Annotated in this window: 27 protein-coding genes; 8 read left to right on the top strand and 19 right to left on the bottom strand. The window is 72.0% G+C overall.

Going from position 1 to position 24,649, the window contains the following annotated elements; translation table 11 throughout:
* Positions 1-3 precede the first annotated feature (3 nt).
* From pstS to AOM06_RS08515, 3 genes are all read right to left on the bottom strand, one after another.
* Positions 4-1,149 carry a phosphate ABC transporter substrate-binding protein PstS gene (gene pstS, locus AOM06_RS08525; RefSeq protein ID WP_228372900.1) on the bottom strand — a complete coding sequence of 382 codons (1,146 nt, stop codon included), beginning with the start codon at positions 1,147-1,149 and terminating at the stop codon, positions 4-6.
* 209 nt (positions 1,150-1,358) lie between these two features.
* The gene (locus tag AOM06_RS08520; protein ID WP_304512038.1) at positions 1,359-2,057 is read right to left on the bottom strand and encodes a response regulator transcription factor; all 699 of its coding nucleotides are present in this window, start codon (positions 2,055-2,057) and stop codon (positions 1,359-1,361) included.
* Positions 2,054-3,163, bottom strand: a complete 1,110-nt coding sequence (locus AOM06_RS08515) for a sensor histidine kinase (RefSeq protein WP_062304637.1) — start codon at positions 3,161-3,163, stop codon at positions 2,054-2,056. The genes AOM06_RS08520 and AOM06_RS08515 overlap by 4 nt, the downstream gene beginning before the upstream one ends.
* A 139-nt stretch (positions 3,164-3,302) precedes the next feature.
* Between AOM06_RS08515 and phoU the strand changes: the two genes are divergently transcribed.
* A complete protein-coding gene (gene phoU, locus AOM06_RS08510) occupies positions 3,303-3,962 on the top strand; it encodes a phosphate signaling complex protein PhoU (protein WP_062304635.1) in 660 nt (219 codons plus the stop codon).
* A 75-nt stretch (positions 3,963-4,037) separates the two neighbouring features.
* Here phoU and AOM06_RS08505 read toward each other — a convergent pair whose 3' ends face one another.
* Positions 4,038-4,862 (bottom strand): hypothetical protein, encoded by an 825-nt coding sequence (locus AOM06_RS08505; RefSeq protein ID WP_062304633.1) that lies wholly within the window; start codon positions 4,860-4,862, stop codon positions 4,038-4,040.
* A gap of 171 nt (positions 4,863-5,033) precedes the next feature.
* A complete protein-coding gene (locus AOM06_RS08500; RefSeq protein WP_062304631.1) occupies positions 5,034-5,780 on the bottom strand; it encodes a phosphoglyceromutase in 747 nt (248 codons plus the stop codon).
* Positions 5,781-6,009: 229 nt separating this feature from the next.
* Here AOM06_RS08500 and AOM06_RS08495 point away from each other — a divergent pair, with 229 nt between their 5' ends.
* From AOM06_RS08495 to AOM06_RS08485, 3 genes are read left to right on the top strand one after another with little or no spacing between them, the layout of a single operon-like run.
* Positions 6,010-6,342, top strand: a complete 333-nt coding sequence (locus AOM06_RS08495) for an ArsR/SmtB family transcription factor (protein ID WP_228372899.1) — start codon at positions 6,010-6,012, stop codon at positions 6,340-6,342.
* A complete protein-coding gene (locus AOM06_RS08490) occupies positions 6,342-7,397 on the top strand; it encodes a permease (protein ID WP_062304629.1) in 1,056 nt (351 codons plus the stop codon). Before AOM06_RS08495 ends, AOM06_RS08490 begins: the two co-directional genes overlap by 1 nt.
* A gap of 22 nt (positions 7,398-7,419) precedes the next feature.
* Positions 7,420-7,659, top strand: a complete 240-nt coding sequence (locus AOM06_RS08485; protein WP_062304626.1) for a thioredoxin family protein — start codon at positions 7,420-7,422, stop codon at positions 7,657-7,659.
* A 21-nt stretch (positions 7,660-7,680) separates the two neighbouring features.
* On the opposite strand, the gene AOM06_RS08480 is transcribed toward AOM06_RS08485, so the two are convergent.
* Entirely contained in the window at positions 7,681-8,748 is a 1,068-nt protein-coding gene (locus AOM06_RS08480; RefSeq protein ID WP_062304624.1) for a lactonase family protein, read from the bottom strand.
* On the bottom strand, positions 8,745-9,068 hold the full coding sequence (locus AOM06_RS08475) for a histone-like nucleoid-structuring protein Lsr2 (RefSeq protein WP_062304621.1): 324 nt from the start codon (positions 9,066-9,068) through the stop codon (positions 8,745-8,747). The genes AOM06_RS08480 and AOM06_RS08475 overlap by 4 nt, the downstream gene beginning before the upstream one ends.
* Positions 9,069-9,334: 266 nt before the next feature.
* Here AOM06_RS08475 and AOM06_RS08470 point away from each other — a divergent pair, with 266 nt between their 5' ends.
* Positions 9,335-9,523 (top strand): hypothetical protein, encoded by a 189-nt coding sequence (locus AOM06_RS08470; protein WP_062304619.1) that lies wholly within the window; start codon positions 9,335-9,337, stop codon positions 9,521-9,523.
* 15 nt (positions 9,524-9,538) lie between these two features.
* On the opposite strand, the gene AOM06_RS08465 is transcribed toward AOM06_RS08470, so the two are convergent.
* From AOM06_RS08465 to nadC, 3 genes are all read right to left on the bottom strand, one after another.
* Complete coding sequence (locus tag AOM06_RS08465; RefSeq protein ID WP_062304617.1) at positions 9,539-9,730, bottom strand: hypothetical protein; 192 nt, start codon at positions 9,728-9,730, stop codon at positions 9,539-9,541.
* Position 9,731: 1 nt separating this feature from the next.
* Complete coding sequence (gene lysS / locus AOM06_RS08460) at positions 9,732-11,195, bottom strand: lysine--tRNA ligase (protein WP_082105436.1); 1,464 nt, start codon at positions 11,193-11,195, stop codon at positions 9,732-9,734.
* Positions 11,196-11,374: 179 nt separating this feature from the next.
* Positions 11,375-12,316, bottom strand: coding sequence for a carboxylating nicotinate-nucleotide diphosphorylase (gene nadC / locus AOM06_RS08455; RefSeq protein ID WP_062304614.1), 942 nt, complete (start codon positions 12,314-12,316; stop codon positions 11,375-11,377).
* A 105-nt stretch (positions 12,317-12,421) separates the two neighbouring features.
* Between nadC and AOM06_RS08450 the strand changes: the two genes are divergently transcribed.
* From AOM06_RS08450 to AOM06_RS08440, 3 genes are all read left to right on the top strand, one after another.
* On the top strand, positions 12,422-12,682 hold the full coding sequence (locus AOM06_RS08450) for a metal-sensitive transcriptional regulator (protein ID WP_062304715.1): 261 nt from the start codon (positions 12,422-12,424) through the stop codon (positions 12,680-12,682).
* 147 nt (positions 12,683-12,829) lie between these two features.
* A complete protein-coding gene (locus AOM06_RS08445) occupies positions 12,830-13,909 on the top strand; it encodes an acyltransferase family protein (RefSeq protein WP_082105431.1) in 1,080 nt (359 codons plus the stop codon).
* A gap of 154 nt (positions 13,910-14,063) precedes the next feature.
* Complete coding sequence (locus AOM06_RS08440; RefSeq protein ID WP_062304608.1) at positions 14,064-15,746, top strand: FAD-dependent oxidoreductase; 1,683 nt, start codon at positions 14,064-14,066, stop codon at positions 15,744-15,746.
* Between the two features lie 135 nt (positions 15,747-15,881).
* Here the strand turns inward: AOM06_RS08440 and AOM06_RS08435 are convergent, their stop codons facing one another.
* The 9 genes from AOM06_RS08435 to folP all read right to left on the bottom strand — a co-directional run bounded on the left by AOM06_RS08435 (position 15,882) and on the right by folP (position 24,649).
* Complete coding sequence (locus tag AOM06_RS08435) at positions 15,882-17,576, bottom strand: L-aspartate oxidase (RefSeq protein WP_062304713.1); 1,695 nt, start codon at positions 17,574-17,576, stop codon at positions 15,882-15,884.
* Between the two features lie 170 nt (positions 17,577-17,746).
* Positions 17,747-18,211: an aspartate 1-decarboxylase gene (panD, locus tag AOM06_RS08430; RefSeq protein WP_062304605.1), complete on the bottom strand. Its 465-nt coding sequence runs from the start codon at positions 18,209-18,211 to the stop codon at positions 17,747-17,749.
* Positions 18,212-18,346: 135 nt separating this feature from the next.
* The gene (panC, locus tag AOM06_RS08425) at positions 18,347-19,207 is read right to left on the bottom strand and encodes a pantoate--beta-alanine ligase (RefSeq protein WP_082105430.1); all 861 of its coding nucleotides are present in this window, start codon (positions 19,205-19,207) and stop codon (positions 18,347-18,349) included.
* Entirely contained in the window at positions 19,207-20,136 is a 930-nt protein-coding gene (locus tag AOM06_RS08420; protein WP_062304600.1) for a Rossmann-like and DUF2520 domain-containing protein, read from the bottom strand. The genes panC and AOM06_RS08420 overlap by 1 nt, the downstream gene beginning before the upstream one ends.
* Positions 20,129-21,742 carry a PH domain-containing protein gene (locus AOM06_RS08415; protein WP_062304598.1) on the bottom strand — a complete coding sequence of 538 codons (1,614 nt, stop codon included), beginning with the start codon at positions 21,740-21,742 and terminating at the stop codon, positions 20,129-20,131. The genes AOM06_RS08420 and AOM06_RS08415 overlap by 8 nt, the downstream gene beginning before the upstream one ends.
* A complete protein-coding gene (locus tag AOM06_RS08410; RefSeq protein WP_062304595.1) occupies positions 21,739-22,221 on the bottom strand; it encodes a PH domain-containing protein in 483 nt (160 codons plus the stop codon). The genes AOM06_RS08415 and AOM06_RS08410 overlap by 4 nt, the downstream gene beginning before the upstream one ends.
* Positions 22,222-22,288: 67 nt before the next feature.
* A complete protein-coding gene (locus AOM06_RS08405) occupies positions 22,289-22,756 on the bottom strand; it encodes a DUF3180 domain-containing protein (RefSeq protein WP_062304592.1) in 468 nt (155 codons plus the stop codon).
* Positions 22,757-22,790: 34 nt separating this feature from the next.
* Positions 22,791-23,825, bottom strand: coding sequence for a 2-amino-4-hydroxy-6-hydroxymethyldihydropteridine diphosphokinase (gene folK, locus AOM06_RS08400; protein ID WP_062304589.1), 1,035 nt, complete (start codon positions 23,823-23,825; stop codon positions 22,791-22,793).
* A complete protein-coding gene (folP, locus tag AOM06_RS08395) occupies positions 23,822-24,649 on the bottom strand; it encodes a dihydropteroate synthase (RefSeq protein ID WP_062304586.1) in 828 nt (275 codons plus the stop codon). The genes folK and folP overlap by 4 nt, the downstream gene beginning before the upstream one ends.

Genomic DNA, 24,649 nt, shown 5'->3' with positions numbered 1-24,649 from the left:
GTCTCAGCCGGCCGCGATCTCGTCGAGGATCGACTCGACGTGAGCGGAGAGGTCGGCGGGGAGCGGCGCGGAGCCGGCGGCCTCGGCGGCGACCGCCTGGCCCTCCTCGGAGGCGACGTACTTCTCGAAGGCCGTGACCAGCGCGCGCTCGGTCTCGTCGTCGTACTGCGAGCAGACGATGTGGTAGCTCACGAGCGTCAGCGGGTAGGCCGAGGAGTCGGTCGTGGTGCGGTCGATCGCGTACGCGAGGTCGTTCTCACCGTTGGCCTCGTCCGACAGGGGCGACGCGGCGATGATGTTCGCGGCGGCCTCGGCCGAGTAGGGCACGTACGCGTCGCCGACCTTGAGGGCGACGGTGCCGAGCGAGCCCGCGCGCGAGGCGTCGGCGTAGCCGATCGCGCCCGGCGTCGAGGTGACGCCCTCGACGAGGGCCGAGGTGCCGTCGTAGCCGACCTTCTGCGAGGCGGCGGAGTCGAACTCCTTGGTCGCCTCGTACGGCCACGCGCCATCCGACGCCTGCTCGAGGTAGTCGGTGAAGTTGTCCGAGGTGCCGGACGAGTCCGAGCGGTGCGCGACGGTGATGGTCGTGTCGGGGAGCTCGACGCCCTCGTTCTGCGACGCGATCGCCTCGTCGTTCCACTTGGTGATCTTGCCGTCGAAGATCTGCGCGATGGTCGCGGCGTCCATATTGAGCGACGTGATGCCGTCGAGGTTGAAGATCACGGCGACGGGCGAGATGTACATCGGCAGGTGGTACGCGCCACCGTCGCCGTCGCAGCGCTCGACGGCCGCGGCGTACTCCTCCGAGTCGAGCAGGCCGTCCGAGCCCGCGAACGGGACCGCGGAGGCGAGGAACTGCTCGATGCCGCCACCCGAGCCGACCGGGTCGTAGCCGACGGTCACATCGGGGTTGGCCTCCTGGAACTTCGCGCGCCAGGCGTCCATCGCGGACTCCTGCGAGGAGGCGCCGGCACCCTGGAGGTTGCCGGAGATCTCCATCGCGCCGTCGGTCGACTCGGTGGTCGTGCCAGCGGTGGACTCGTCGGTCGAGCCGCCCGCGGGAGCCTCGTTGGTGGGCGAGCACGCGGCGAGCGTGAACGACAGGGCGGCCGCGGTCAGCACCGCACCGGAACGGATCACAAGCTTCACTTCGAGTTTCCTCACGTTCATGGTTCCCCGGCTCGATGCCGGATGACCCTCACGTTAGGGAGGCGAGGTAACGGGTCACGGGGCGGATTCTGAACTCACGGTGAACATCAGGTGAACGCGCCCGCGCCGTTATCGAAACGTGACGATGATGCGCGGCCGAGGACCGCGTCGGCGGCCCGCATCGTCCAACCGCGGCGGACGCTGCGGGCTCACGCCTCGAAGCTGTACCCGACCCCGCGCACGGTCTGGATGAGCGTCGGCTCCGACGGGTCCGCCTCGACGCGGCTGCGGATGCGCTTGATGTGGACGTCGAGCGTCTTGGTGTCGCCGAAGTAGTCGGAGCCCCAGACGCGGTCGATGATGACCTGGCGCGGGAGCACGCGACCCGCGTTCTGCGCCAGCAGGTGCAGGAGCGCGAACTCCTTGGGCGGCAGCGACTGGGTCTGGCCGTCGCGCGTGAGCTGGAGGCGCTCGGGATCGAGGGTGATCCCCGCGATGGTGAGGCGCTCGGGCTCGTCGGCGATGTCCCCGGCGCCCGCGGCGTAGCGGCGCAGCACCGCGCGGATGCGCGCGACCAGCTCGCGGCCCGAGTACGGCTTGGTCACGTAGTCGTCGGCGCCCAGCTCGAGGCCGATGATGCGGTCCACCTGGTCGTCCTTGGCCGTCACCATGATCACGGGCACGTCGGACCGCTCGCGCACCGCCTTGAAGACCTCCGGCCCCGACATGCCCGGGAGCATGAGGTCGAGCAGGATGAGGTCGGCGCCGTCACGGATGAACGCGTCGAGGCCGGCCGTCCCCGTCGCCGCGAGCGCGACGGAGAACCCCTCGCGCTCGAGCAGGAACTGGAGAGAGTCGCGGTACGACTCCTCGTCCTCGACCACGAGGATCCGCGCCTCGGTCATCATGCCTCCCGGTGTACTGCGAGCTTGAGGGTGAAGGTGGAGCCCACCCCAGGCTCGGACCACAGGGCCACCGAGCCGGAGTGCTGAAGTGCGATGTGCTTGACGATGCTGAGGCCCAGGCCCGTGCCGCCGGTCTCGCGCGAGCGGGCCGGGTCGGCGCGGTAGAAGCGCTCGAAGATGCGTTCCTGATCGCCCGCATCGATGCCGATGCCCTTGTCGATCACCGCGACGGAGGCGACGCCGTCGCGCGCCGCCACGGAGACGACCACCTCGGTGCCCTCGTCCGAGTACGCGACCGCGTTGTCGATGAGGTTGCGCAGCGCCATCACCAGGAGGTCGCGGTCGCCCAGGACCGTGGAGCGCTCCCGCACGTCCATGACGAGCCGCATGTCCTTCGCCTCGGCACCCAGGCGCGCGCCCTCGATCGCCTCGTGCACCACGCCCTCGAGATGGAGCTCCTCGTGCTCCACCACGGAGCCGCCGCCTTGAAGGCGCGAGATCTCGATGATCTCCTGGATGAGCTTGGTGAGGCGGCGCGACTCCTTGCGCATCTTCTTGGCGAACTTGCGCACCAGGTCAGGGTCGTCGGCGCCCTCCTCGATGGTCTCCGCGAGCAGGCTCAGCGCACCGACCGGGGTCTTGAGCTCGTGCGACACGTTGACCGCGAACTCGCGACGGGACTGCTCGGCGGCGCGCGACTCGGTGTTGTCGTTGACCACCGCGAGGCACAGCTCGTCGTCCAGCGGCGTCACGCGGACGTGGACGAAGCGCGGGTTGGTGAGCACGCCGCGGTGGACCGCGACCTCGTCCTCGAGCGGCATCTGGCGGCGCCACGCCTCCTCCGCGAGATCCGCGAGGTCGGAGTTGAGGGCGCCGTCCGGGCGTGCGACGCCGAGCGCCGCCGCCGCGCTGTTGCTGTAGGCGCTCCGGCGGTCGCGGCGGATCACGACGGTGCCCGACTGAAGGGCGCTCATGAGCTGCCTGGTGCGATGCGGCACCAGGGTCGCCGAGATGGCCTCGTTGCGACGGCGCAGCAGCAACGTGACGGACACGACGAGGGCGCCGACGGCGGCGCCGACGATCGCGGCGATCCACACCTCCGGACTCATGGCGACACAGTATCCATGCGCCCCCACGTTCACCCAATGTTCACGGATGGCACCGATTGTTCACCGAGGTCATCAGGCCGTTCGCCCAAGGTGCCTGGCAGTGATGCCAGACTAGGGGGGCACAGCAAGAAGGAGAGCCATGCGGACCCTGTTCAATGCCGAGATGTCGGAGCTCGCGGACGACCTGATCGCGATGGCGCGTCACGTCGAGGGCGCCATCACCGACGCCTCGACCGCCATCCTGTCCAGCGACGTGGAGCTCGCGCAGAGCGTGATCGCGAAGGACGCGAAGCTCGACGAGCTCGAGTCCCTGGTCGACGAGCGCTGCGTGCTGCTCATCGCGCAGCAGCAGCCGGTGGGCCTCGACCTGCGCACGATCATCTCGTCGCTGCGGATCTCGGCCTCGCTCGAGCGCATGGGCGACCTCGCCCAGCACATCGCCGAGGCCGCGCGCCGCGCCTACCCCGAGTCGGCGATCCCCGACTCGCACCGCGAGATCGTCACCGGCATGGCGGAGGCGGCCAAGGAGGCTGCCGCCGAGACCGTCCGCCTGCTCGAGACCCGCGACCTCAACGTCGCCGCGGCGATCGTGTCCGACGACGACAACCTGGACCAGCTCCACGCGCGCGCCTACAAGGCGATCGTCGACGGCGAGTACCAGGGCACCCCGCGCGAGACGCTCGACCTCGCGCTGCTGGCCCGCTACTTCGAGCGCTTCGGCGACCACGCCGTGGGCGTCTCCCGCCGCATCGTCTACCTGGTCACGGGCGATCTGTCGGACACCGACGCCAAGATCTGACGCGCACCTCACGCGACGAAGGCCCCCGCTCAGGCGGGGGCCTTCTGCTTCCCCGCGGGACGATGCGGAGGCGACTCAGGCGTCGAGGGTCCAGCGGTTGAGCGCCCACCCAGGCAGTCGACCGGCCAGGCCGAGCGCGGCGTAGACGAGGGCGAGCACGGCGACGATGCCCATGCCCCACACGAGCACGGCATCGGCGCCGTCACCGTCGGCGGGCCCGTAGTAGTACGCGGGGTCGTCGGGGTCGTAGCGCACGGCGAAGGTGTCGCCGATCTCGCGGCCTCCGGCGGACGACTGTCCGATCACCACCTGACCGGACTCGGTCTCGAACACGAACTCGATGTGATCGCCGCCTCGTCCCGCCCACCAGCGATCGGTCACCGTGGCCTCGGCCAAGGGATCGTCGGCGTCCAGGTGAGCCATGGAGTCGATGCCGGCGGTCGCGATGGTGCCGCAGAGCAAGGCGACGACGAGCCCACAGGTCGCCGCCCCCTGCTGCGACGTCCACCAGGCGCGGAATCCGCGTCGCGGCTTCCCGCGACGACGGCGACGCCGGAGCACGAGGCCGAGCGCGAAGAGGGCGACCGCGATCGCAGCGAAGGCGATGGTGTCGCTCCCCACGGTGCCGAGTGCGTCGCCGCGGACGTAGTAGGCGGGGTCCTCGGACGAGTAGCGGACGAGCACGGTGGAGCCCGCCTCCGGCCTGCCGGCAACATCGATCGAGGACGTGGTCACGGCCCGGCCGTCCTGCGTGGTGAACTCGATCGTCGCCCAGCTCGCGCCTAGCAGCGTCCCGGTCTCCAGGATCGTGGCTGACGCCGTCGGGGCATCGTCACCCAGGTGGAGGTCGAAATCGATGAGGGTGCCGGTGAACGCGGCAGCCGCCGCGGCGAGCACCATGGCGATGACGCTCCAAGCCGCGTGGATGCGGCGGCGCCCATCCCGCCCTGCCGTCCCGTCCCGCTGCACGTGCGAAGGCTACTGGTCCTCGGAGCGAGCGCCGCACATCGTCCCCGGAAAGCACGGAGGCCCCCGACCTGGTGGTCGGGGGCCTCCGGCGACGCGGGTGCGTTACTTCTTCTTGCCCTGGTTGGCGACGGCCTGGATGGCGGCCGCGGCGGCCTCGGGGTCGAGGTACGTGCCGCCCGGGTTGGTGGGCTTCAGGGTCTCCTCGTCGAGGTGGTAGACCAGCGGGATGCCCGTGGGGATGTTGACGCCCACGATCGCGTCGTCCGCGATGTCGTCGAGGTGCTTGACGATCGCGCGCAGCGAGTTGCCGTGCGCCGCGACCAGCGTGGTCTTGCCGGCCTTGAGGTCCGGGACCACCTGCTCCTCCCAGTAGGGAAGCGCGCGCTCGAGGACGTCCTTGAGGCACTCGGTCTTCGGGATGGCCTCGCCGGCGTAGCGCGGGTCGCCCTCCTGCGTGAACGTGTTCTCGGCGGAGATCTCCGGCGGCGGCACGTCGTAGCTGCGGCGCCAGATCATGAACTTCTCCTCGCCGAACTGCTCGAGGGTCTCGGCCTTGTTCTTGCCCTGGAGGTCGCCGTAGTGACGCTCGTTGAGGCGCCAGTGGCGCTTCACGGGGATCCAGTGGCGGTCCGCCGAGTCGAGCGCGAGGTTCGCCGTCATGATCGCGCGACGCAGCAACGAGGTGTGCACCACGTCGGGGAGGATGCCCTCCTCCTTGAGGAGCTCGCCGCCGCGGACGGCCTCGCCCCAGCCCTTGTCGTTCAGCGGGACGTCGACCCAGCCCGTGAACAGGTTCTTCTCGTTCCACTCGCTCTCGCCATGGCGGAGCAGGATCAATGTGTAGGTCATGCGGTCAGCCTAGTGCGGTCTCCGGGGCCCGCGCTGGACTGAGGTCCCAGCGCCCGCCCCTCCTGACAGTCGCAACGGAGTTCGCCGGGACGATGCGGCGTGTCGCCCGGTTCCGGGCCCGACACGCCGCGCAACCGGGACCAGGTCCGTTGGGACTGTCAATTGTGCGGGGAGGGCAACGGGACCACGGTCCCGGAACGCGATACCCCCACGGGTACACACTTCAATTGTGGCTCAATCGTCGGCGGCCCCGGTCCTGCTCCGGCAGGCGCCCCCGACCGACCCCGCGACGGCTGTGGCGCTCCTCCAGGCGGCCGCGGATCCGGTCCGGTGGACGGTGCTGGAGCGCCTGGCCGATGGGCCCCGCTGCGTGTGCGACCTCCAGGAGCACGTCGACGTGTCGAGCACGCTGCTGAGCTACCACCTTCGGATCCTGCGCGACGCGGAGCTGGTCACCGCGACCCGCCGCGGCCGCTGGATCGACTACGCCCTGGCGGCCGACGCATCGTCCCGCCTGGCCGGAGCGCTTCCCGCGCCCGCCCGCGACCTCGGAGGTGCGTGATGACGGTGATGGAACGCGTGCACCGCGCGAACCCGCGTCAGCGCTGGGTCGGGCTGGGCGCCGCCGCGCTCGCCTGGTGGGCGCTGTACTCCGTCAACCTGCCCTTCTGGGACTGGCTGCTCGGCGATGCCGTCGGCCTCGACCTGGAGACGCGCCTGGGCTCCGGCATCCACTTCTTCCTTTACGACACCGTCAAGATCCTGCTGCTGCTGGCCGGGATCATCTTCCTCGTCACGGTGCTGCGGTCCTTCATGTCCGTCGAGCGCACGCGCGCGATCCTGGGTGGCAAGCGCGAGGGCGTGGGCAACGTGGCCGCCGCGGCGCTCGGCGTGGTCACCCCGTTCTGCTCGTGCTCGGCCGTGCCGGCCTTCATCGGCTTCGTCGCGGCCGGCGTCCCCGTGGGTGTCACCCTGAGCTTCCTCATCGCGAGCCCGCTGGTGAACGAGGTCGCCATCGCGCTCCTGCTCGGGCTGTTCGGCTGGGGACCCACGCTTCTCTACGTGGGCGCGGGTCTCACCATCGCCATCGTCGCCGGCTTCATCCTCGGCCGCATGCGACCCGAGCGCTGGATCGAGCCGTTCGTCTTCGAGACCACGCTGGGAGGCCAGGCCGTCGACCCCGGCTACTCGCTCACGTGGAACGACCGCATCCAGATGGGCCTCGAGGAGGTCCGGGACATCCTCAAGAAGATCTGGCCGTACCTGATCGTCGGCATTGGCATCGGCGCCGCGATCCACGGCTGGGCGCCCGAGCAGTGGTTCGCCGACCACGCCGGCCCCGAGAACCTGCTCGCCGTCCCGCTCGCCGTCCTGCTCGGCGTACCCCTGTACTCGAACGCCGCCGGAGTGCTCCCCATGGTCGAGGCCCTGTTCGACAAGGGCCTCCCGATGGGCACGCTGCTCGCCTTCATGATGGCCACGGTCGCGCTCAGCCTGCCCGAGATGATCCTGCTGCGCCGCTTGCTCAAGCCGCAGCTCATCGGGCTGTTCATCGCCGTGGTGACCGCCGGCATCGTCGCCGTCGGCTACCTCTTCAACGCCGTCCTCCCCGCGTGAACCCACCCGAAAGGAACCCCTCATGATCATCAAGATCCTCGGCCCCGGCTGCACCAACTGCGCGAACCTCGAGCGCGTCACCCGCGAGGCCGCGGCGGAGCTGGGCCTCGACGCCACCTTCGAGAAGGTCACCGACTACGGCGCCATCGCCGGCTACGGCGTCATGCGCACGCCGGGCCTGGTGGTCGACGAGAAGCTGCTCATGTCCGGCCGCGTGCCCACCGCCTCGGCCGTCAAGGAGCTGCTCGCGCCGCTCGCCTGATCCCGCGCGATCGGGGCGCGGTCAGACCTCGATCACGCAGGCGGGGCTCGGGACCTCGCCGACCTCATGCGGCAGCTCGACCACCTCGCCCACCCCCAGCTCGGGCGGCATCCCGATCACGTCGGCGAGCGCGTATGAGCGCACGCGGTGGCCGCGCTCCTCCCCCACCACGAGCCTGTCGTCGAAGGCCGCGAAGTACCGCGGCCAGTGCCCGGCATCGAAGGCTCCGCGGTACGCGAGCTCACCCTCGGGCGCGACGTCGAAGACCGAGATCACGTCCGCGCCTCGCACCGAGACCAGCAGCACGTCGCCCGTATGCCCCGGCACGAGCGCAAGGTGCGCGTCCTGCAGCTCGGCGGTGCGGGGCGGGGCCATGGTGGACGGCCGCTCGGCGATCACCTCGGCGGTGGACGATGCGGCGTCCCAGCGGAGCGTCCGGACCTGGTGGTCGAGCTCGCACGTCGCGTAGAGCAGGTTCCCGCGCACCACGATGTGACGCGGGCCGGCGCCCGGGGGCAGCACCGCGGCGATGCCGTCGGGCTCGAGCAGCCCGCCGTCGAGGATCCTGTACCGACGCAGCTGGTCGGTGCCGAGGTCAGCCACGAGCACGTGCCGTCCGCCCGGCGCGAGCGTCGCCGAGTGCGCGTGCGGCGCCTCCTGCCTGTCCACGTTCGGGCCCGAGCCGGCGTGGCCCCACAGCTGGGCGGGCGCATCGTCCGACGGCAGCCCGTCCTCGCCGAGCGGGACCACGGCGAGGTCCCCGCTCGAGTAGTGGCTCACATAGAGCGTCCGCGCGTCGCCCGCGAGCAGCAGGTGGCACGCATCGGCACCGCCCGTCACCAGCCGCGCGACGATGCGCGGGGCGGCCGGGCGGCTCACGTCGAGCACGGCGACCTCGCTCGCAGGCAGCTCGCACGCCGCGTAGACCAGCGGCAGCGTCGGGTGCGCGACGAGGAACGAGGGCGCGGACAGCTCGAGCACCTGCTCCGAGGCGACCGACTCAGGGGTGGCGGAACGCCAGATGCCCTCCCCGAGCCCGGCCGGGGTGCCGAGCCCCGCGACCGGATAGGTGCCCCAGAGGAGCGTCACTGCGCGGCGTCGTAGGCCTCGCGGACCTTCGACGGGATGCGCCCGCGCTCAGGGACGTCGACGCCGTTCTCCTTCGCCCATGCACGGATCGCGGCGGGCGCGGGCCCGGACGCGGACTTGCGTGCGCGGGTCGGGGCCTTGCGCGTCGCGGTGCGACGGCCGGCAGCGATCCACGGCGCCAGCGCGTCACGGAGCTTCTGGGCGTTGCCCTCGGTGAGGTCGATCTCGTAGGACGACCCATCGAGGGAGAACGACACGGTCTCGGACGCGGCGGTGCCGTCGATGTCGTCGACCAGGACCACCTGAACCTTCTGCGCCACAGCAGTTCCCTTCCTCAGCATGTGACCCCGATATTCGCATTCCCGACACGTGCGCGTCAATTGCGTTCCCGCCGATTATCGAATCGGGTTTCGGAGATGAATCGGCCACCTTTTCCAAAAATGGGCCGACAGGCGCCGATAATCACGCTCCCCCGCCACGCGAACGCGCGCGACACCGGCATCCGGCCAGGTCGTTGCCTTGCCGCCGTCGCACCGGTAACGTGCGGAGCCGGGCCATCGGTGGCCACGCATCTGACGGAGGATGAATGCTGACGGAGCTGCGCGCCGCGAGCGCCCTGAGCCTTATCGCGGCGATCGCCGTCGCCTTCTCGCAGATCCCTGCCCTCGAAGGCGTCGCGGCGGCGCTGTGGCTGCTGTCCTTCGCGTGCCTGGCCGGCGCGGGAGCGCTCGCCTACGCCGTCGAGAACCAGGCACCGCGGCACTCGTCGCGCTGACGCGCGACGCGCGCCTCACGCCTGAGCGGAGCTCCCCGCCTCGGTCGGCTCCGCGGCCTCGGTCGCATCGTCGCCCGCCTCGGCGGCCGCGAGCGCCGCGCGCTCGTTGCGGTCCGCGCGGATCACGGCGCGCATGACGTACCAGAACAGCGCGCCGACGCCGATCGACGGGATGACGCCGACCAGCACCTGCTGCCAGATCGGCATGTCAGTCCTCCGTGGGCTTCACGAGCGGGAACAGGATGGTCTCGCGGATGCCCAGGCCCGTGAGCGCCATCAGCAGGCGGTCGATGCCCATGCCCATGCCGCCGCTCGGGGGCATCGCGTACTCCATCGCGGTGAGGAAGTCCTCGTCGAGCGTCATCGCCTCGTCGTCGCCCTGCGCGGCCATGCGCGCCTGCTGCTCGAAGCGCTCGCGCTGGATCACGGGGTCGACCAGCTCCGAGTACGCCGTCGCGAGCTCGAAGCCGCGGACGTAGAGGTCCCACTTCTCGACCACCCCGTGCTTGGTGCGGTGGTCGCGCGTGAGGGGCGAGGTCTCGACCGGGAAGTCGCGCACGAACGTGGGCTCGTGCAGCGTGTCGCCCAGGTGGTGCTCCCACAGCTCCTCGACCAGCTTGCCGTGGTTGACGCGCTTGGGGTCCACGGAGACCTCGAAGCGGTCGCACAGCGCCTGCAGCGCGGCGACGGACGTGTCCGGCGTGATCTCCTCGCCGATCGCCTCGGACAGCGAGTCGTACATCGAGATGGTGCGCCACTGGCCCGAGAGGTCGTACTCCGAGCCGTCCGCGAGCGTGACCACCTGCGTCCCGAAGATGTCGTCCGCGGCGCCCTGCACCAGGCTCTGCGTGAGCTCGGCCATGGTGTCGTAGCTGCCGTAGGCCTCGTAGGCCTCGAGCATCGAGAACTCGGGGCTGTGCGAGCTGTCCGCGCCCTCGTTGCGGAAGTTGCGGTTGATCTCGAAGACCTTCTCGATGCCGCCCACGGCCGCGCGCTTGAGGAAGAGCTCGGGCGCGATGCGCATGTAGAGGTCGATGTCGTACGCGTTCATGTGCGTGACGAACGGACGCGCGGCGGCGCCGCCCGGCTGCGTCTGGAGCATCGGGGTCTCGACCTCGATGAAGCCGCGGCCGTGCAGGCTCTCGCGGAGGCTGCGGTTGAGCTTCGCGCGGTTGCGGACGGTGTCGCGCGCGGTGGGGCGCGCGATGAGGTCGACGTAGCGCTGACGCACGCGGGTGTCCTCCGCGAGCTCCTTGTGGAGCGTGGGCAGGGGGCGCAGCGACTTGGCCGCGATGGCCCACTCGGACGCGAACACGGAGACCTCGCCGCGGCGCGACTTGATGGCACGGCCCTTGGCGAACAGGTGGTCGCCCAGGTCGACCGTGCTCTTGAAGGCGGCGAGGGACTCGTCGCCGACCTCCGCGAGGGACAGCATGATCTGGAGACGCTCGCCCTCGCCGTCCTGGATCGAGGCGAAGCACAGCTTGCCGGTGTTGCGGATGAAGACCACGCGGCCGGCGACGCCGACCACGTCCTGCGTCTCCTCGCCGTCCTCGAGCCCCGCGTACGCGGCCTTGACCTCGGCGATCTCGTGCGTGCGGTCCACGGTGACCGGGTACGCCTCGCCGCCGTTCGCGATGAGGCGGTCGCGCTTCTCGCGACGCACGCGCATCTGCTCGGGGATGTCGTCGATGGTCTCGGGGGCGGGCGCGGTCTGCTCAGTCACGCGGGCAATTCTACGTGCCGCCTCTCCCCCTGACAGTCAGGACGGAGTTCGCGACGACGCACCGGGGATTCGGGGCCCAACGGGCCCGACACGCCGCGGAACCGGGACCGACTCCGTTGGGATTGTCAGGGGGTCGGGGGCGAGGCGAGGTCCAGGCCCAGGTCCACGATGGGGCTCGAGTGCGTGAGCGCGCCGACCGACATGAAGTCCACCCCGGTCGCGGCCACGTCACGCACGTTCGCGAGCGTGAGGCCGCCCGTGGCCTCGAGCCAGACCTTCCCGGTGCCCGCCTCGCCCGCGCGGACGTCCGCGACCAGCGCGCGCATCGTCTCCGGGGGCATGTTGTCGAGCATGAGGAACCGCGCGCCGGCGGCGACCGCCTCGCGCGCCTGGACCGCGTCCTCGACCTCGACCTGCACCGGGACATCGGGGTAGGCGTCGCCGATGCGCGCGATCGCCGCCGCGACCGAGCCCGCCGCGACGATGTGGTTGTCCTTGACCATCGCGCAGTCGAACAGGCCCATGCGCTTGTTCACGCCGCCGCCCACACGGACCGCGTACTTCTCGATCTCTCGCAGGCCCGGGGTGGTCTTGCGCGTGTCGAGCACGTGGGCGCCCGTGCCCTCGAGAGCATCGACCCAGCGGCGGGTGTGGGTCGCGACGCCCGAGGCTCGGGACATGAGGTTGAGCAGCGTGCGCTCGGCGATGAGGACCACGTGCCCCGGACCCTCGAGCCTCGCGATCACCGCGCCCGGCGCGAGCCGGTCGCCGTCCGCGGCCTCGAGCACGATGCCGGGCACGGGGAGGTCGTGACGCGCGGCGACCTGGCGCATCGTCTCCTCGATCGCGTCGACCCCCGCGAGCACGCAGGCCTCGCGCGCGGCGACCACGCCGGCGACGCGCGTGTCGGACGGGATCGTCGACTGCGTGGTGACGTCGCGGCCGGGATATCCGCCCAGGTCCTCGTCGAGGGAGAGGCGCACGATGCGCGCGAGCGCCTCGCGGTCGAGCGGCGCCGGTGCGGCCGCCGCGAGCGCGACCTCCTCGGGATGCGGGGTGCGGGTCATGCGCCCATCGTGGCATGCGCGGGACTCTGGGCCTCGTGGGCATATACCCCCGAGGGGTATGCTGAGGGGACGCCGAGAGCACCTGGGAGGACTGCCATGGCCGAGATCCACCTGAGCCCCGAGGACATGGACCCCGTGGTCAAGCGTCTGCGCCGCGCGCACGGCCAGCTGGCCGGCGTGCTGAAGATGATCGAGGACGGCCGCGAGTGCGCCGACGTCGTGACGCAGCTCGCAGCAGTCTCCAAGGCGATCGACCGCGCCGGCTTCACCATGATCGCGACCGGCCTCGAGCAGTGCGTGCGCTCCGACGAGGACACCGCGGAGGCCAAGGAGCGCCTCCAGAAGATGTTCATGTCGCTCGCCTGAGCCCAACACCGCCCGGCCTGCGGGCGCTGGGCCGTCTCTGTAGCGCCCCTAACCTTGACACGCGTCCCGTTTGTCCCACTATTCTCCCGAATACGCGGCATGATGCCGTGATCGTCGTGCACGCACGCGAGGGGCTCGGGGGGTGCCATGCAACGTGTGGTCGGGCTGGATGCGATCAGGTTCATCTGCGCGCTCGTGGTGGCGCTGTTCCATTTCCACTATGCGGTCGGCGCGTCGCTCTCGCCGCTCATCGGGTCGACCTTGGGCGAAGGCCTCGACACCGTGCTGGCGAACTCCTTCAACGGGCCCGCCGCGGTGGCCGTCTTCTTCGTGCTGAGCGGGTTCGTCATCCACCTTCCCCAGGCGCGGGGCCGCAAGCTCGATGTGGCGCAGTTCGCCGCGCGCCGGGGCCTGCGCATCGTGCCGCCGATCCTGGCGTTCATGCTCCTCTCCGCCCTCCTCGGCACCGTGCCGCCCCACTTCGACTGGATGCGCACGATCCTCTGGAGCGTCATCTGCGAGCTCGGGTTCTACGCGGTATACCCGCTGCTCGTCCGCACGCGGATCCGCATGCACTGGATCGCCGTGGGTTCGCTCGTCATCGCGGCGCTCGTCACGGTCGTCGGCTACCACGCGATCGTGGACGGCGACCTCGAGTACTTCGTCTTCGGCTGGTGGACGCCGGTGGTGGGCCTGCCGATCTGGCTGCTCGGCGCGGTGCTCGCGGAGCACTACACGGACCTGCCGGTGCTGAGCACCCGCGCCCTGCGAGGGGTGCGCGCCGCGGTCGTCGTCTCGAGCGTGATCCTGCTGATGGTGAAGTTCCATGGCGGCCAGTTCGTCGGACCGCTGGCGAGCAACCTCTTCCTGCTCACGTTGTACTCGATCCCGCTCGCCGCATGGATCGGGCTCGAGGCGGTCTACCACTCGGCTGCAACCACGCACTCCCGCACCCTCACCGCCCTCGATCGAGCCGGCGCGGCGAGCTACTCCCTGTACCTGGTCCACTCGCTCGTCCTCACGACAGTCGGCGTCTCGACGCTCACCGGCGGCCTGACCGACCTCGTGCTGTACGCGTGCGGGACAGCTGCCGCGACCGTCGCCTTCTACCTTGCGGTCGAGCGCCCCTCGGTCCGGCTGGCGCACCGCACCGGCCGCGCGCTCGCCGAGCGGCACGCCGCCAGGCAAGCGCCAGATGCGGAGCCGGAGCCCGAGCCGACCGCGTGAGGCAAGGCCGGCGCTGCGCGGGGCGTCGCCGTAGCATGAAGGTACGCGGCGCGCCGCATCGTCCCCGTGAGAGAAGCCTCGGGACCAAGGTCGGAATATACCCCCGGGGGTATCTGTTAGCCTGGTTCACGAACTTTCGACGGAAGGACATCGCATGCGCATCCTGGTGATCGGTGGAGTGGCGGGCGGCATGAGCGCCGCGGCCCGGGCACGCCGGCTCAACGAGCAGGCCGAGATCATCGTGTTCGAGAAGGGCAGGTACGTCTCCTTCGCGAACTGCGGGCTCCCGTACCACGTGGGCGGCGAGATCGAGCAGGACTCGTACCTGCTGCTCCACTCCCCCGCGTCCCTCAAGGCCGAGCTCGACCTCGACGTGCGCATCGAGCACGAGGTCATCAGCATCGACCGCGAGGCGCAGACCGTCCTGGTCGCGACGCCCGCCGGCACCGAGACCTTCGAGTACGACGCGCTGGTGCTGTCGCCCGGCGCGGACGCCATCGTCCCGCCCATCCCCGGCGTCGACCTCCCCGAGGTCACCCACCTCCGCACCGTCGACGAGGCGCGCGAGCTCGCTGCCCGCACCGCGACCGCGAAGCGCGCCGTCGTCATGGGCGCCGGCTTCATCGGCCTCGAGACGGCCGAGGCCTTCCGCCACCGCGGCCTCGAGGTCACGCTCGTCGAGCTCGCCCCGCAGGTGCTCCCGCCGCTCGCGCCCGAGATGAGCGCGCTCGTCGAGAAGGAGCTCGCGTCGCACGGCGTCGACGTCCGCACCGGCGTCGCCGCGACGGGCATCCGCGCGGGCGGGGACGATGCGGCGGTCACCGTGACGCTCGGCGACGGCACCGAGGTGCCGGCCGACATCGTCGTGATGTCGGTGGGCGTGAAGCCCAATACGGCGCTCGCCGCCGAGGCCGGCCTCGAGCTCACCGAGCGCGGCGCGATCCTCGTGGACGCGCAGCAGCAGACCTCCGACCCGCACATCTGGGCCGCCGGCGACGCGATCGCCGTGCGCCACGGCGTCACCGGCCAGGTGGGCCCGGTGCCGCTCGCGGGACCCGCGAACCGCCAGGGCCGCCGCGCCGCCGACTCGATCATGGGCCGCGTCGACCAGGCGCAGCCCGTGCTGGGCACCGCCATCGTCCGCGCCTTCGGCCTCACCGCCGCGATGACGGGCGCGTCGCCGCGCATGCTCGACCAGGCGGGCATCGAGTACTTCGTGGTCCACACCCACCCGGGCAACCACGCCGGCTACTACCCCGGCTCGCAGATCCTCCACCTCATGGGCGTCTTCTCGCCCGACGGCAAGCTGCTCGGCGCGCAGGCCGTGGGCCCCGACGGCGCCGACAAGCGCATCGACGTGCTCGCGACCGCCCTGCGTGCGGGCATGGACGTCGACGACATCGCGGAGCTCGAGCTCGCGTACGCGCCGCCGTTCGGCTCCGCGAAGGACCCGGTCAACATGCTCGGCTTCCTGGCCCAGAACGTCGTCAACGGCACCACCAAGACGTGGCGCTTCCAGGACCTCGACTGGGCCCGCGAGAACGCGCTGCTCATCGACGTCCGCTCGGAGCGCGAGTACGCCATGGGCCACCTGCCCGAGGCGCTCAACCTCCCGCACACGCACATCCGCGAGTACATCGAGGGCGTCAAGCAGATGGCCGCCGGCCGTCCGGTGCGCGTCCTGTGCGCGTCGGGCGTGCGCTCCTACTACGCGCACCGCGTGCTGGCGCAGCACGGCCTCGACTCCGCGACGCTCGACGGCGGCATGTTCACGCTCGTCGAGGCGGTGCCCGGCCTCGAGCTCGCGACGGGGGCGTTCCAGCCGGCGAACGCCTGACCCTCCGCGACGGCCCGACAGCGGCAACGGATCTCGAGCCGACACGCCGCATCGTCCCCCCTGGGGGCGGTGCGGCGTCGGCGTGTCGGGACCAGCTCCGTTGCGGCTGTCGGGGCGGAGCGGGCGACCGCGCCGCTACTCGCCCAGCTCGAGCGGCGCCTTCGCGAACACCAGCGTGCCGTCGGGGTCCAGCCGTGCCGCGAGCCGCACGGACCAGGCGTCGTCGGTCGCAGGGAAGTCGGCGCGCTGATGCCCGCCGCGGGACTCCTCGCGCAGGAGCGCCGCCTCGCACAGCACCGATGCCGCCGCGACGATGTTGGTGGTCTCCCACTCGGCCACCTGCGGCACCACCGTGGCGACCGGCTCGGTGTGGAACCGCGCCCGGATGCGGTCCAGCCGCGCGACCGCATCGTCCAACCCGTCGCCGTCGCGGACCGGACCCGCGCCCTCGTGCGCGATGGCCTGGACGCGCGGGCGCATCGTCGCCGGGACCAGCGCGGACTCGCCCACCCGCTCGACGGGCTCGAGCTGCGGGAGCACGCCGTCCGCGACCATCGCGGCGGCATCCCGCGCCGCCCGTCGCGCGAACACGAGCCCCTCGAGCAGCGAGTTCGACGCGAGTCGGTTGGCGCCGTGGACCCCCGTGCAGGCCGCCTCGCCGATCGCGTAGAGGCCCTTCTGCGTGGAGCGCCCGTGAAGGTCGGTGAGGATGCCGCCGGAGTGGAAGTGCTGCGCGGGCGCGACCGGGATCAGGTCGTTCGCCATGTCGAGGCCGTGCTCCTGGAGCGAGGCCCAGATGGACGGGAAGCGACGCTTGAGGAAGCCGCGCTCGAGGTGGCGGCAGTCGAGGAAGACGGAGTCCGCGTCCTCCTCGCGCATCGCGTCGACGATGTTGCGGCTCACCACGTCGCGGGGCGCGAGCTCCGCGAGCTCGTGGCGGCCCACCATGAAGCGCTCGCCGGCGCCGTTGAGGAGGTAGGCGCCCTCGCCGCGGACCGCCTCGGAGATGAGGGGCAGCTGGCCGCGCGCGTTGGCGCCCTGCCACAGCACGGTGGGGTGGAACTGGACGAACTCGACGTCCGCGACCGCCGCGCCGGCCCGCAGGGCGGTGGCGAGCCCGTCGCCCGTGGAGGACGCGGGGTTGGTGGACGAGCGGAACACCTGCCCGATGCCCCCGGTCGCGAACACGACGGCCTTCGCGAGCGCTGCACCGACGCCGTCGCGCGAGCCCTCCCCGATCACGTGGATGGTCGCGCCGCACACGGGGCCCGGGCGGCCGTCGGCGTCGGGAGCGCCCGTGAGGAGGTCGACCACCATCGCGTGCTCGATCACCTCGATGCCGGGGTCGTTGCGGATCGCCTCGAGCTGCTCGACCAGGGCGCGGGACACCTCGGCACCGGTGGCGTCGCCGCCCGCGTGCACGATGCGGTCGCGGTGGTGGCCGCCCTCGCGCGTGAGCGTGAGGTCGCCGTTGGGCCCGGTGTCGAACTGCGCGCCGCGGCGCAGCAGCTTGCGGATCGAGTGCGGCCCCTCCGTGACGAGGACCCGCACGGCCTCCTCTGAGCACAGCCCCACCCCGGCGACGAGCGTGTCCTCGAGATGCTCCTCGGGGGTGTCCTCCGGGTCGAGCGCCGCCGCGATGCCGCCCTGCGCCCACACCGTGCTGCCCGACGACAGGAGGCCCTTGGTCACCACGAGCACCCGGTCCACGCGCTCGCGCAGGTCCAGCGCGGTGGTGAGCCCGGCGATGCCGGACCCCACCACGATGACGTCGGTCTCGATGGTCCAGCCGGGCTGAGGCGCGGCGAGGCTGCGCACGAAGGCGGTCATGAACGTCAGGTTACCGGCGCCGATGCGGGACCCCGGCACCCCGCCACACGCGGCTCCGCCACACGAACGCGGGCGGATACGGGTGTTTCGGTCATCGGCCCGCGCAACACACCGACGACACGCCGAGCGGTGTGTGGCGGAGCCGCGATCTGGTGTGGCGGAGCCGCGGGCTAGGAGGGGTACGCGTCCCAGCCCTGCGTGTGGAACCCATGCACCGGGAGGCCCGAGGGCTCGAGGCCGGCGGCGTTGTCCGGCACGAGCCCGGGCTCGTCGGAGAGCTGCACGACGCGGTTGGCCGCGTCGACGAAGACCACGTGCGGCTCGAAGGTCCGCGCCTCGGCATCCGCGAGCATGCCGTAGCCGATGATGATCACCAGGTCGCCCTCGGTGATGAGGTGCGCGGCCGCGCCGTTGATGCACAGCACGCCCGAGCCCCGCTCTCCGGGGATCGCGTAGGTGGTGAGCCGCGCGCCGTTGGTGACGTCGACGATGTCCACCTGCTGGCCGGGCAGCAGGTCCGCCGCCTCCATGAGGTCGACGTCGATGGTGACGGAGCCCACGTAGTGGAGGTCCGCCTGGGTCACGGTGGCCCGGTGGATCTTGGAGATCATCATCGGGCGCTGGAGCGAGGTCATGAGTTGCCTTCTGATTCTGGACAGCACGAACGGAGTTCGCCGTGACACGCCGGGGATCGGGTCACGATGCGCGGGCCGGCCCGGCGTGTCGGGACCAGCTCCGTTGGGGCTGTCGGGCGGGATGGGCGGGAAGCGTCAGGCGAACCGCGTCACCAGGTTGTCGATGAGCCGGGTCTCGCCCACGCGGGCGGCGACGGCGAGCACCGCCTCTCCACGGTAGCCCTCGGGCACCACGTCGGCGGTCACGGGGTCCTGGAACTCGAGATAGTCGACCTCGACGCCCGGCTCGGAGGCGAGCACCGCGCGCCCGACCGCGAGCGCCGCGGACACCCCGTCGCCCGACCGGACCGCCGCATCGGCCTCGCGCAGCGCCGCCGAGAGGGCGAGCGCGCTCTCCCGCTCGGCCGGCGACAGGAACACGTTGCGCGAGGACAGCGCCAGGCCGTCCTTGTCGCGGACGGTGGGCACGGCCACCACCTGGACGGGGAAGTTGAGGTCGCGCACCATGGTCCGCACGGCGATGACCTGCTGCGCGTCCTTCTGCCCGAAGAACGCGAGGTCCGGCTGGGTGAGGTTGAGCAGCTTCGCCACGACGGTGAGCACGCCGTCGAAGTGCCCGGGACGATGCGCTCCCTCGAAGACCTCGCCGATCGCGCCGGCGGAGACGGTCACCACGGGCTCGCCCCCGGCGTACACCTCCTCGACCGACGGCGCGAAGACCACGTCCACGCCGAGCGGCTCGAGCAGCGCGCAGTCCTCGTCGAGCGTGCGCGGGTAGCGGTCCAGGTCGTCGGCGTCGTCGAACTGGAGAGGGTTGACGAAGATGGTCACCACCACCTCGTCGGCCGCCTCGCGTGCCGCGCGCACGAGCGCCAGATGGCCCTCGTGCAGCGCCCCCATGGTCATGACGACGGCCCGCGACGCGCGGTCCCCCTCACGCCTGGAGGGCCGCGTCGCGGTCCCTCGGAGGTCGCTCGCCGTGTGGACGATGCGCATCAATCTCCCATTCCGTCGGTGCCGAGCGTCGCGATGAGGTCGGCGTACTGCGCGGGGCCGATGCGGCCGCCGCTGAGCGCCAGGTCTGCCGTGGCGCGCGCCATGGCACGATACGCGAAAAGCGCCTCGGGCTGCCCCTCGAGCGCCCGCAGGTGCGCAGCGACCGTGCCCGCGTCGCCGCGAACCACGGGTCCCGTCAGAGTGGAGACGGCGCCCGGCGCGTCGCGCAGCGCGCCGTCGACGGACGCGTGGATGAGCGGCCCGAGCACGCGCGCCGGCTCCTCGATGCCGATGCGCGCGAGCACGCCGCTCGCCTGCGCGACGGCCGTGACCACGTGGTTCGCGCCGTGCACCAGGGCCGCGTGGTAGAGCGGGCGGTCCCACTCCTCGACCACCACGGGCTCGCCGCCCATCTCGACCACGAGCGCCTGGGCGATCGGCAGCATGCCGGGCGGCGCGGTCACGGCGAACACGGCGTCCGTCAGCCGCGAGCGGTCCATCGACGTGCCGGTGAAGGTCATCGCAGGGTGGATCGCGAGCGGCACGATGCCGGCGGCTCCCGACTGCGCGAGCACGTCGATCCCGTGCCGGCCGGACGTGTGCACCACCAGCTGACCCGGGCGCCACGCCTCGACCTTGGCGAGGCCGGCCGCGACGGGGCCGATCGCATCGTCCGGGACGGTGAGCAGCACCAGCTCCGCGGCGCGCACCACCTCGTCGGGGTCGGCGACCGGGACACCCGGCAGGAGCGCGTCGATGCGCGACAGCGTCGCGTCGGAGACACCCGACGCGGCGACGATCTCATGACCGGCCTCGCGCAGCGCGGCGGCGAGCACCGCGCCCACGCGGCCTGCCCCGACCACGCCGATGCGCAGGCGGCCGGGCCGCCGGGTGTTGCCGTTGACCGCGTGTCCGCGGACGTCATCCATGCGGGTCTCCTTCGGGAGAGGCGGGCGCCAGGCCCACCGCCGTCATCCATTGCTCGGGGGTCTGGCGCCTCCTGCCCTCGCGGGCCCTCGTGGCCTGCGCGTCGAGCAACGCGATCGCGTCGTCGAGGTCCAGGTGCGCCGCGACCGGCGTGACGGGCCCCGCGGTCGAGTGGACCTCGACGTTCGCGAGGCGCAGCGAGCGGCGCACGGGACCCTGGGTCAGGCCCAGCGACTGGGTGCGCTCGTGGGGGACGATCACGAGCTCGCGCGACCAGCGGCCGCGCCGGATGAGCAGCGCTCGCTCGGTCGCGCGCACACCGCGGAAGCGCCACTGGAGCGGGTCGAGCCGGCGAGCGCGCTCGGGGCTGGTGAGGAAGCCGCCCTCGGAGCCGGTGCCGTGCAGCGCGAATCCGAGCGTGCCGTACGGGTCGGGCTCGCCGAGGTCGGGCAGGACCAGCCACACCGCGGTGAGGGCCTCCTCGCGCGTGGCGACCGGGTGCAGCACCGACACGGCCTCGTCCGTGGCGCCGTAGCCGGCGACGTTGAGCGTGATGCGCCACCAGTCCTGACCGCGCCACAGCGGCGGCTGGTGCAGGCGGATCGCCTGGACGCGGCCCGGGGGCACCGTCTGGCGCCGCGTCTCCATGAGGCCGTGCCGCAGCCGCAGCCCGTCCGCCGACAGCGCCGCGGTGAAGCCGAAGCCGCCGTTGATGCGCGTCCAGAAGAACCCGAGCAGCGCGCCCAGCGCACCGATGATCGCGAACAGGCTGGTACCGATGGCGGCGAGAAGGCCGCCCAGCACGTCGACCTTGAGGAACACGGTGGCGAGGAGCCCCGTGAGCGGCGCGAGCAGCACGAAGATCGCGGGGCCGGAGAACAGCGTCGAGAGCACGAGCCTCCCGAGCGGGACGCGGTACACCTCGCGCTCCTCCGCCGCCGCGACAGCGGTCCGGACCCGCTCGCGACCCGACAGCACGTCCTCGGGACGCTCGAACGCGCGGGCCCGGTCGGCCGCGAGGTCGCGGAATGACGATGCGCCCGCGACGCCCGCATCGTCCCCACCGTCGGCGGGAGCCGGCGGCTCCTGGTCGCCTTCCTTGAGCCCCGCGGCGAGGTAGAGGATCTCGTTGCGCAGCGCCTCCGCGTCGCCCAGGCGCAGGAACTTGAGCTCGATGCCCGAACCCTCGCCGCCCGCGACCTGGACCGAGAGCGCCGCGAAGCCGAACAGCCGCGCGAGCAGCGGCTGCACCACGTCGACCGCCTGGAGCCGGTCGAGCCGCGCCTGGCGCTGCTGCTGGGTGACGATGCCGCGGCGCAGGTAGACCGCGTCGTCCCCGATGCGGAACTCGGTGCGGCGCCACTGCCACACCGAGATCGCGAGCGTGGCGGCGAAGCCGAGCGCGGCGGCGATGGCGAGCCCGACCAGCGGGAACTGGTCGAGGAAGTCCCAGCCGCCCTCGTCTCCCGCGACCCAGTCCGGGAGCCGCTGATGGATGAGGTACGCGAAGATGAGGCCGAGCACGGCCCAGCCGCCGAGCAGCGGCGACACCGGGTGGAGGCGCGTCCACTCGCGAGGGGCCCGGTAGACCGAGCCGTCGACGCTCACAGACCCGCCAGCCGTGCCTCGCCGCGTGTGGTGAGGCGGTCACGGAGGCGCGCGGCCTCCTCCGCGGGCACCCCCGCGATCGAGGCGTCCGTGCCGGGAGAGGCGGTGTGGAGCTGCACCGTCGCGATGCCGAGGGCGCGGTCGAGCGGACCGGCCTTGACGTCGACGAACTGCATGCGCCCGTACGGCACCACCGTGACGGAGCGGAACATGCGGCCCTTGCGCACCAGGAGGTCGTCCTCCCCCTCCGCCCATGCGTGGGCGCCCACCTGGCGGACGATCACCCAGGCGACCCACGCGCCGATCGCCAGGATCGCGATGGACCCGAGGAGGAACCATGGCTCGCCCGTCGCGAGCGCGACCACGAGGCTCGCGAGCACGAGCAGGCCGAACACGATCCCCGCGGGGACGAGCCGCGCGGTGATGAGCCTGCGGGAGACCGGGACCCACGGAGCAGCGGCGTTCTCGTACCAGCTCATGACTTCAGTGTGCCAGGGGTGGACCGCGGCCCGGCACCCGCGACGCGCCCTCCTCGGCGGACGCGTGTCAGGCCGGCGCGGAGCCGCCCTCGTTGTCGTCGTCGCGGCTGTCCTTGCACCAGTGCTCGGCGATCAGCGCCGCAGCCACGAGCACGAGCCCGCCGAGCACCGCGACGAACGCCGAGATCGCCACCTCGCGCCGCGGCGCATGCGACCACTCGAGCGCGATCGCGAGGCCGTAGCCCGCGAAGGCGCCCGCGATGATCGAGCCCGTGTAGGCGCACGCCTGCGCGAGCACCGCGGTCCGCGCGGCGCGCAGCCCGCTGAGCCCCGGGTTCTTGCCGCGTCGGTACTGCCGCACCGCCCAGCCGAGCCAGAGCACGAGCACCCCCACGAGGCCCGCGACCACGAGCACCGTCCAGGGCACCGCGAGGGGCGTCGAGCCGGACGCGACGGCCATGCGGGCGATCGCCCACGCCACGAGCCCCATCACGGAGGCGAGCACGACGAGGCGTGTGCGGCTCAGCGGGGTCATCGCGACCTCGCTGCCGCCCGGGCGCCCATGCCGTTCACGCCTGGGGGTTCGCGCTCTCCTGCGCCGCTGGCCAGCGCTCCGCCACGAGCTCGACGCCGTCGGTGCCGATCGCCGCCGCGAGGTCGCCGATGCGGCCCGCGCCCGGGAGCTCGAAGTCGGGGGCGAGCGTCGCCCACGGCTGGAGCACGAACGCCCGCTCGGCCGCGCGCGGGTGCGGGACCTTCAGATCGTCGGCGTCGAGAGTCATCGCGTCGTACGCGAGCACGTCGATGTCCAGCGTCCGCGGACCGTTCTCCTCACGCCGCTCACGTCCGTGGAGGACCTCGACGCCCTGGCACGCGGCGAGCAGCGCGCGCGGCGCGAGCGCGGTCTCGACCGCGACGACGACGTTGAGGAAGTCGGCCTGCTCGGGTCCGCCCACAGGGCGCGTGCGGAACAGCGAGGAGGCTCGCAGCACCTCGATGCCCGGGATGCGGTGCAGCTCCCACAGCGCCTCACGGAAGGACGTGTCGACGTCGCCGATGTTGCCCCCGAGGCCCAGGTAGGCGGTCACGGGCTGAAGGGGCTGCGCGTCCGCGGGGTCGCCCGAGCGCGGCGCGGGGGCGAACGGGTCGCCCGAGCCGCCCGCCGACGAGCCGATGCGCTTGTCCGCCCACAGCGTGCCCGAGCGCAGGTCGCGGCGGATCTTCACCATGACGTCGCGGAACTCGACGTGCAGCGGGGCCTGCGGCTTGTGGACGATGACGTCCACCGCCTGCACGCCGGGCATCTCGAGGATCGCGCGCGCGATGTGCTCGGCGACGGTCTCGAGCAGGTCGGAGGGATCGCCGCCGAGCACCTCGGCGGTGCGGTCGGCGATCTCCGAGTAGTTGACGGTGCGGAGCAGATCGTCCTTGTCGGCCGCGATGCGCGTGGACACGTGGGCCACCACATCGGCGAGGAACAGCTGCCCCGACTCCTTCTCCGGGGCGTAGACCCCGTGGAAGCCGGTGACACGAATGCCCTGGACGATGATCTGGTCGAGCTCGATCCCGTCCTTGAGGTACGGGGTGATGGTCGGCGTCGTCATGAGGCCCATCCTTCCGGTCGACGTGCGTTCTCCCAAGCCGACACGACGCGCGTCGCGTCGACAGCCGCTGCCGCATCGTGCACCCGCACCGCCCAGGCGCCGTGCGCGGCTGCCAGGGAGGTCACCGCGGTGGTGGCGTGCTCGCGCATCGTCGGGTCGCCGGCGTCCACGCCCGGGCGCGCGATCGCGGCGCCGAGGAAGCGCTTGCGGCTCGCGCCCACCAGCACGCGGTGCCCGCGCGACCATGCGTCGAGGTTCGCGAGCAGCGGCCAGTTCGAGTCCGTCACCTTGGAGAAGCCCAGGCCCGGGTCGAGGACGATGCGCTCCTCGCGGACGCCCGCGGCGACGAGGGCGTCGACGCGCGCGGCGAGCTCGTCGCCCACCTCGCGCACGACGTCCGCGTACTCGTCGCGGTGGTCCATCTCCGTGGAGTGGGCGCGCCAGTGCATGGCGATGAAGTCGACGGCGAGGTCGGCGACGGTCGCGGCCATCGCATCGTCCGCGAGCCCGCCCGAGACGTCGTTGACGATGCTCGCGCCGGCCTCGACGGCGGCGCGCGCGGTCGCGGCGTTCATGGTGTCGATGCTCGTCGCGACGCCGGCCTGTGCGAGCGCGCGGATGACCGGCACGACGCGGCGCTGCTCCTCCTCGACGGTGACGCGCGCGGCGCCCGGGCGGGTGGACTCGCCGCCCACGTCGACCAGGTCCGCGCCGTCGTGCGCGAGCTGCACGCCGCGCGCGATCGCCGCGTCGAGCTCGGCGTACATGCCGCCGTCGCTGAAGCTGTCCGGAGTGACGTTGAGGATCCCCATGACCAGCGTCAT

The organism is Demequina subtropica, from assembly GCF_000971235.1.
Classification (GTDB): Bacteria; Actinomycetota; Actinomycetes; order Actinomycetales; family Demequinaceae; genus Demequina; species Demequina subtropica.
The sequence above is the reverse complement of the archived record's forward strand: the minus strand, read 5'-3'. Positions and strand labels throughout refer to the sequence as shown.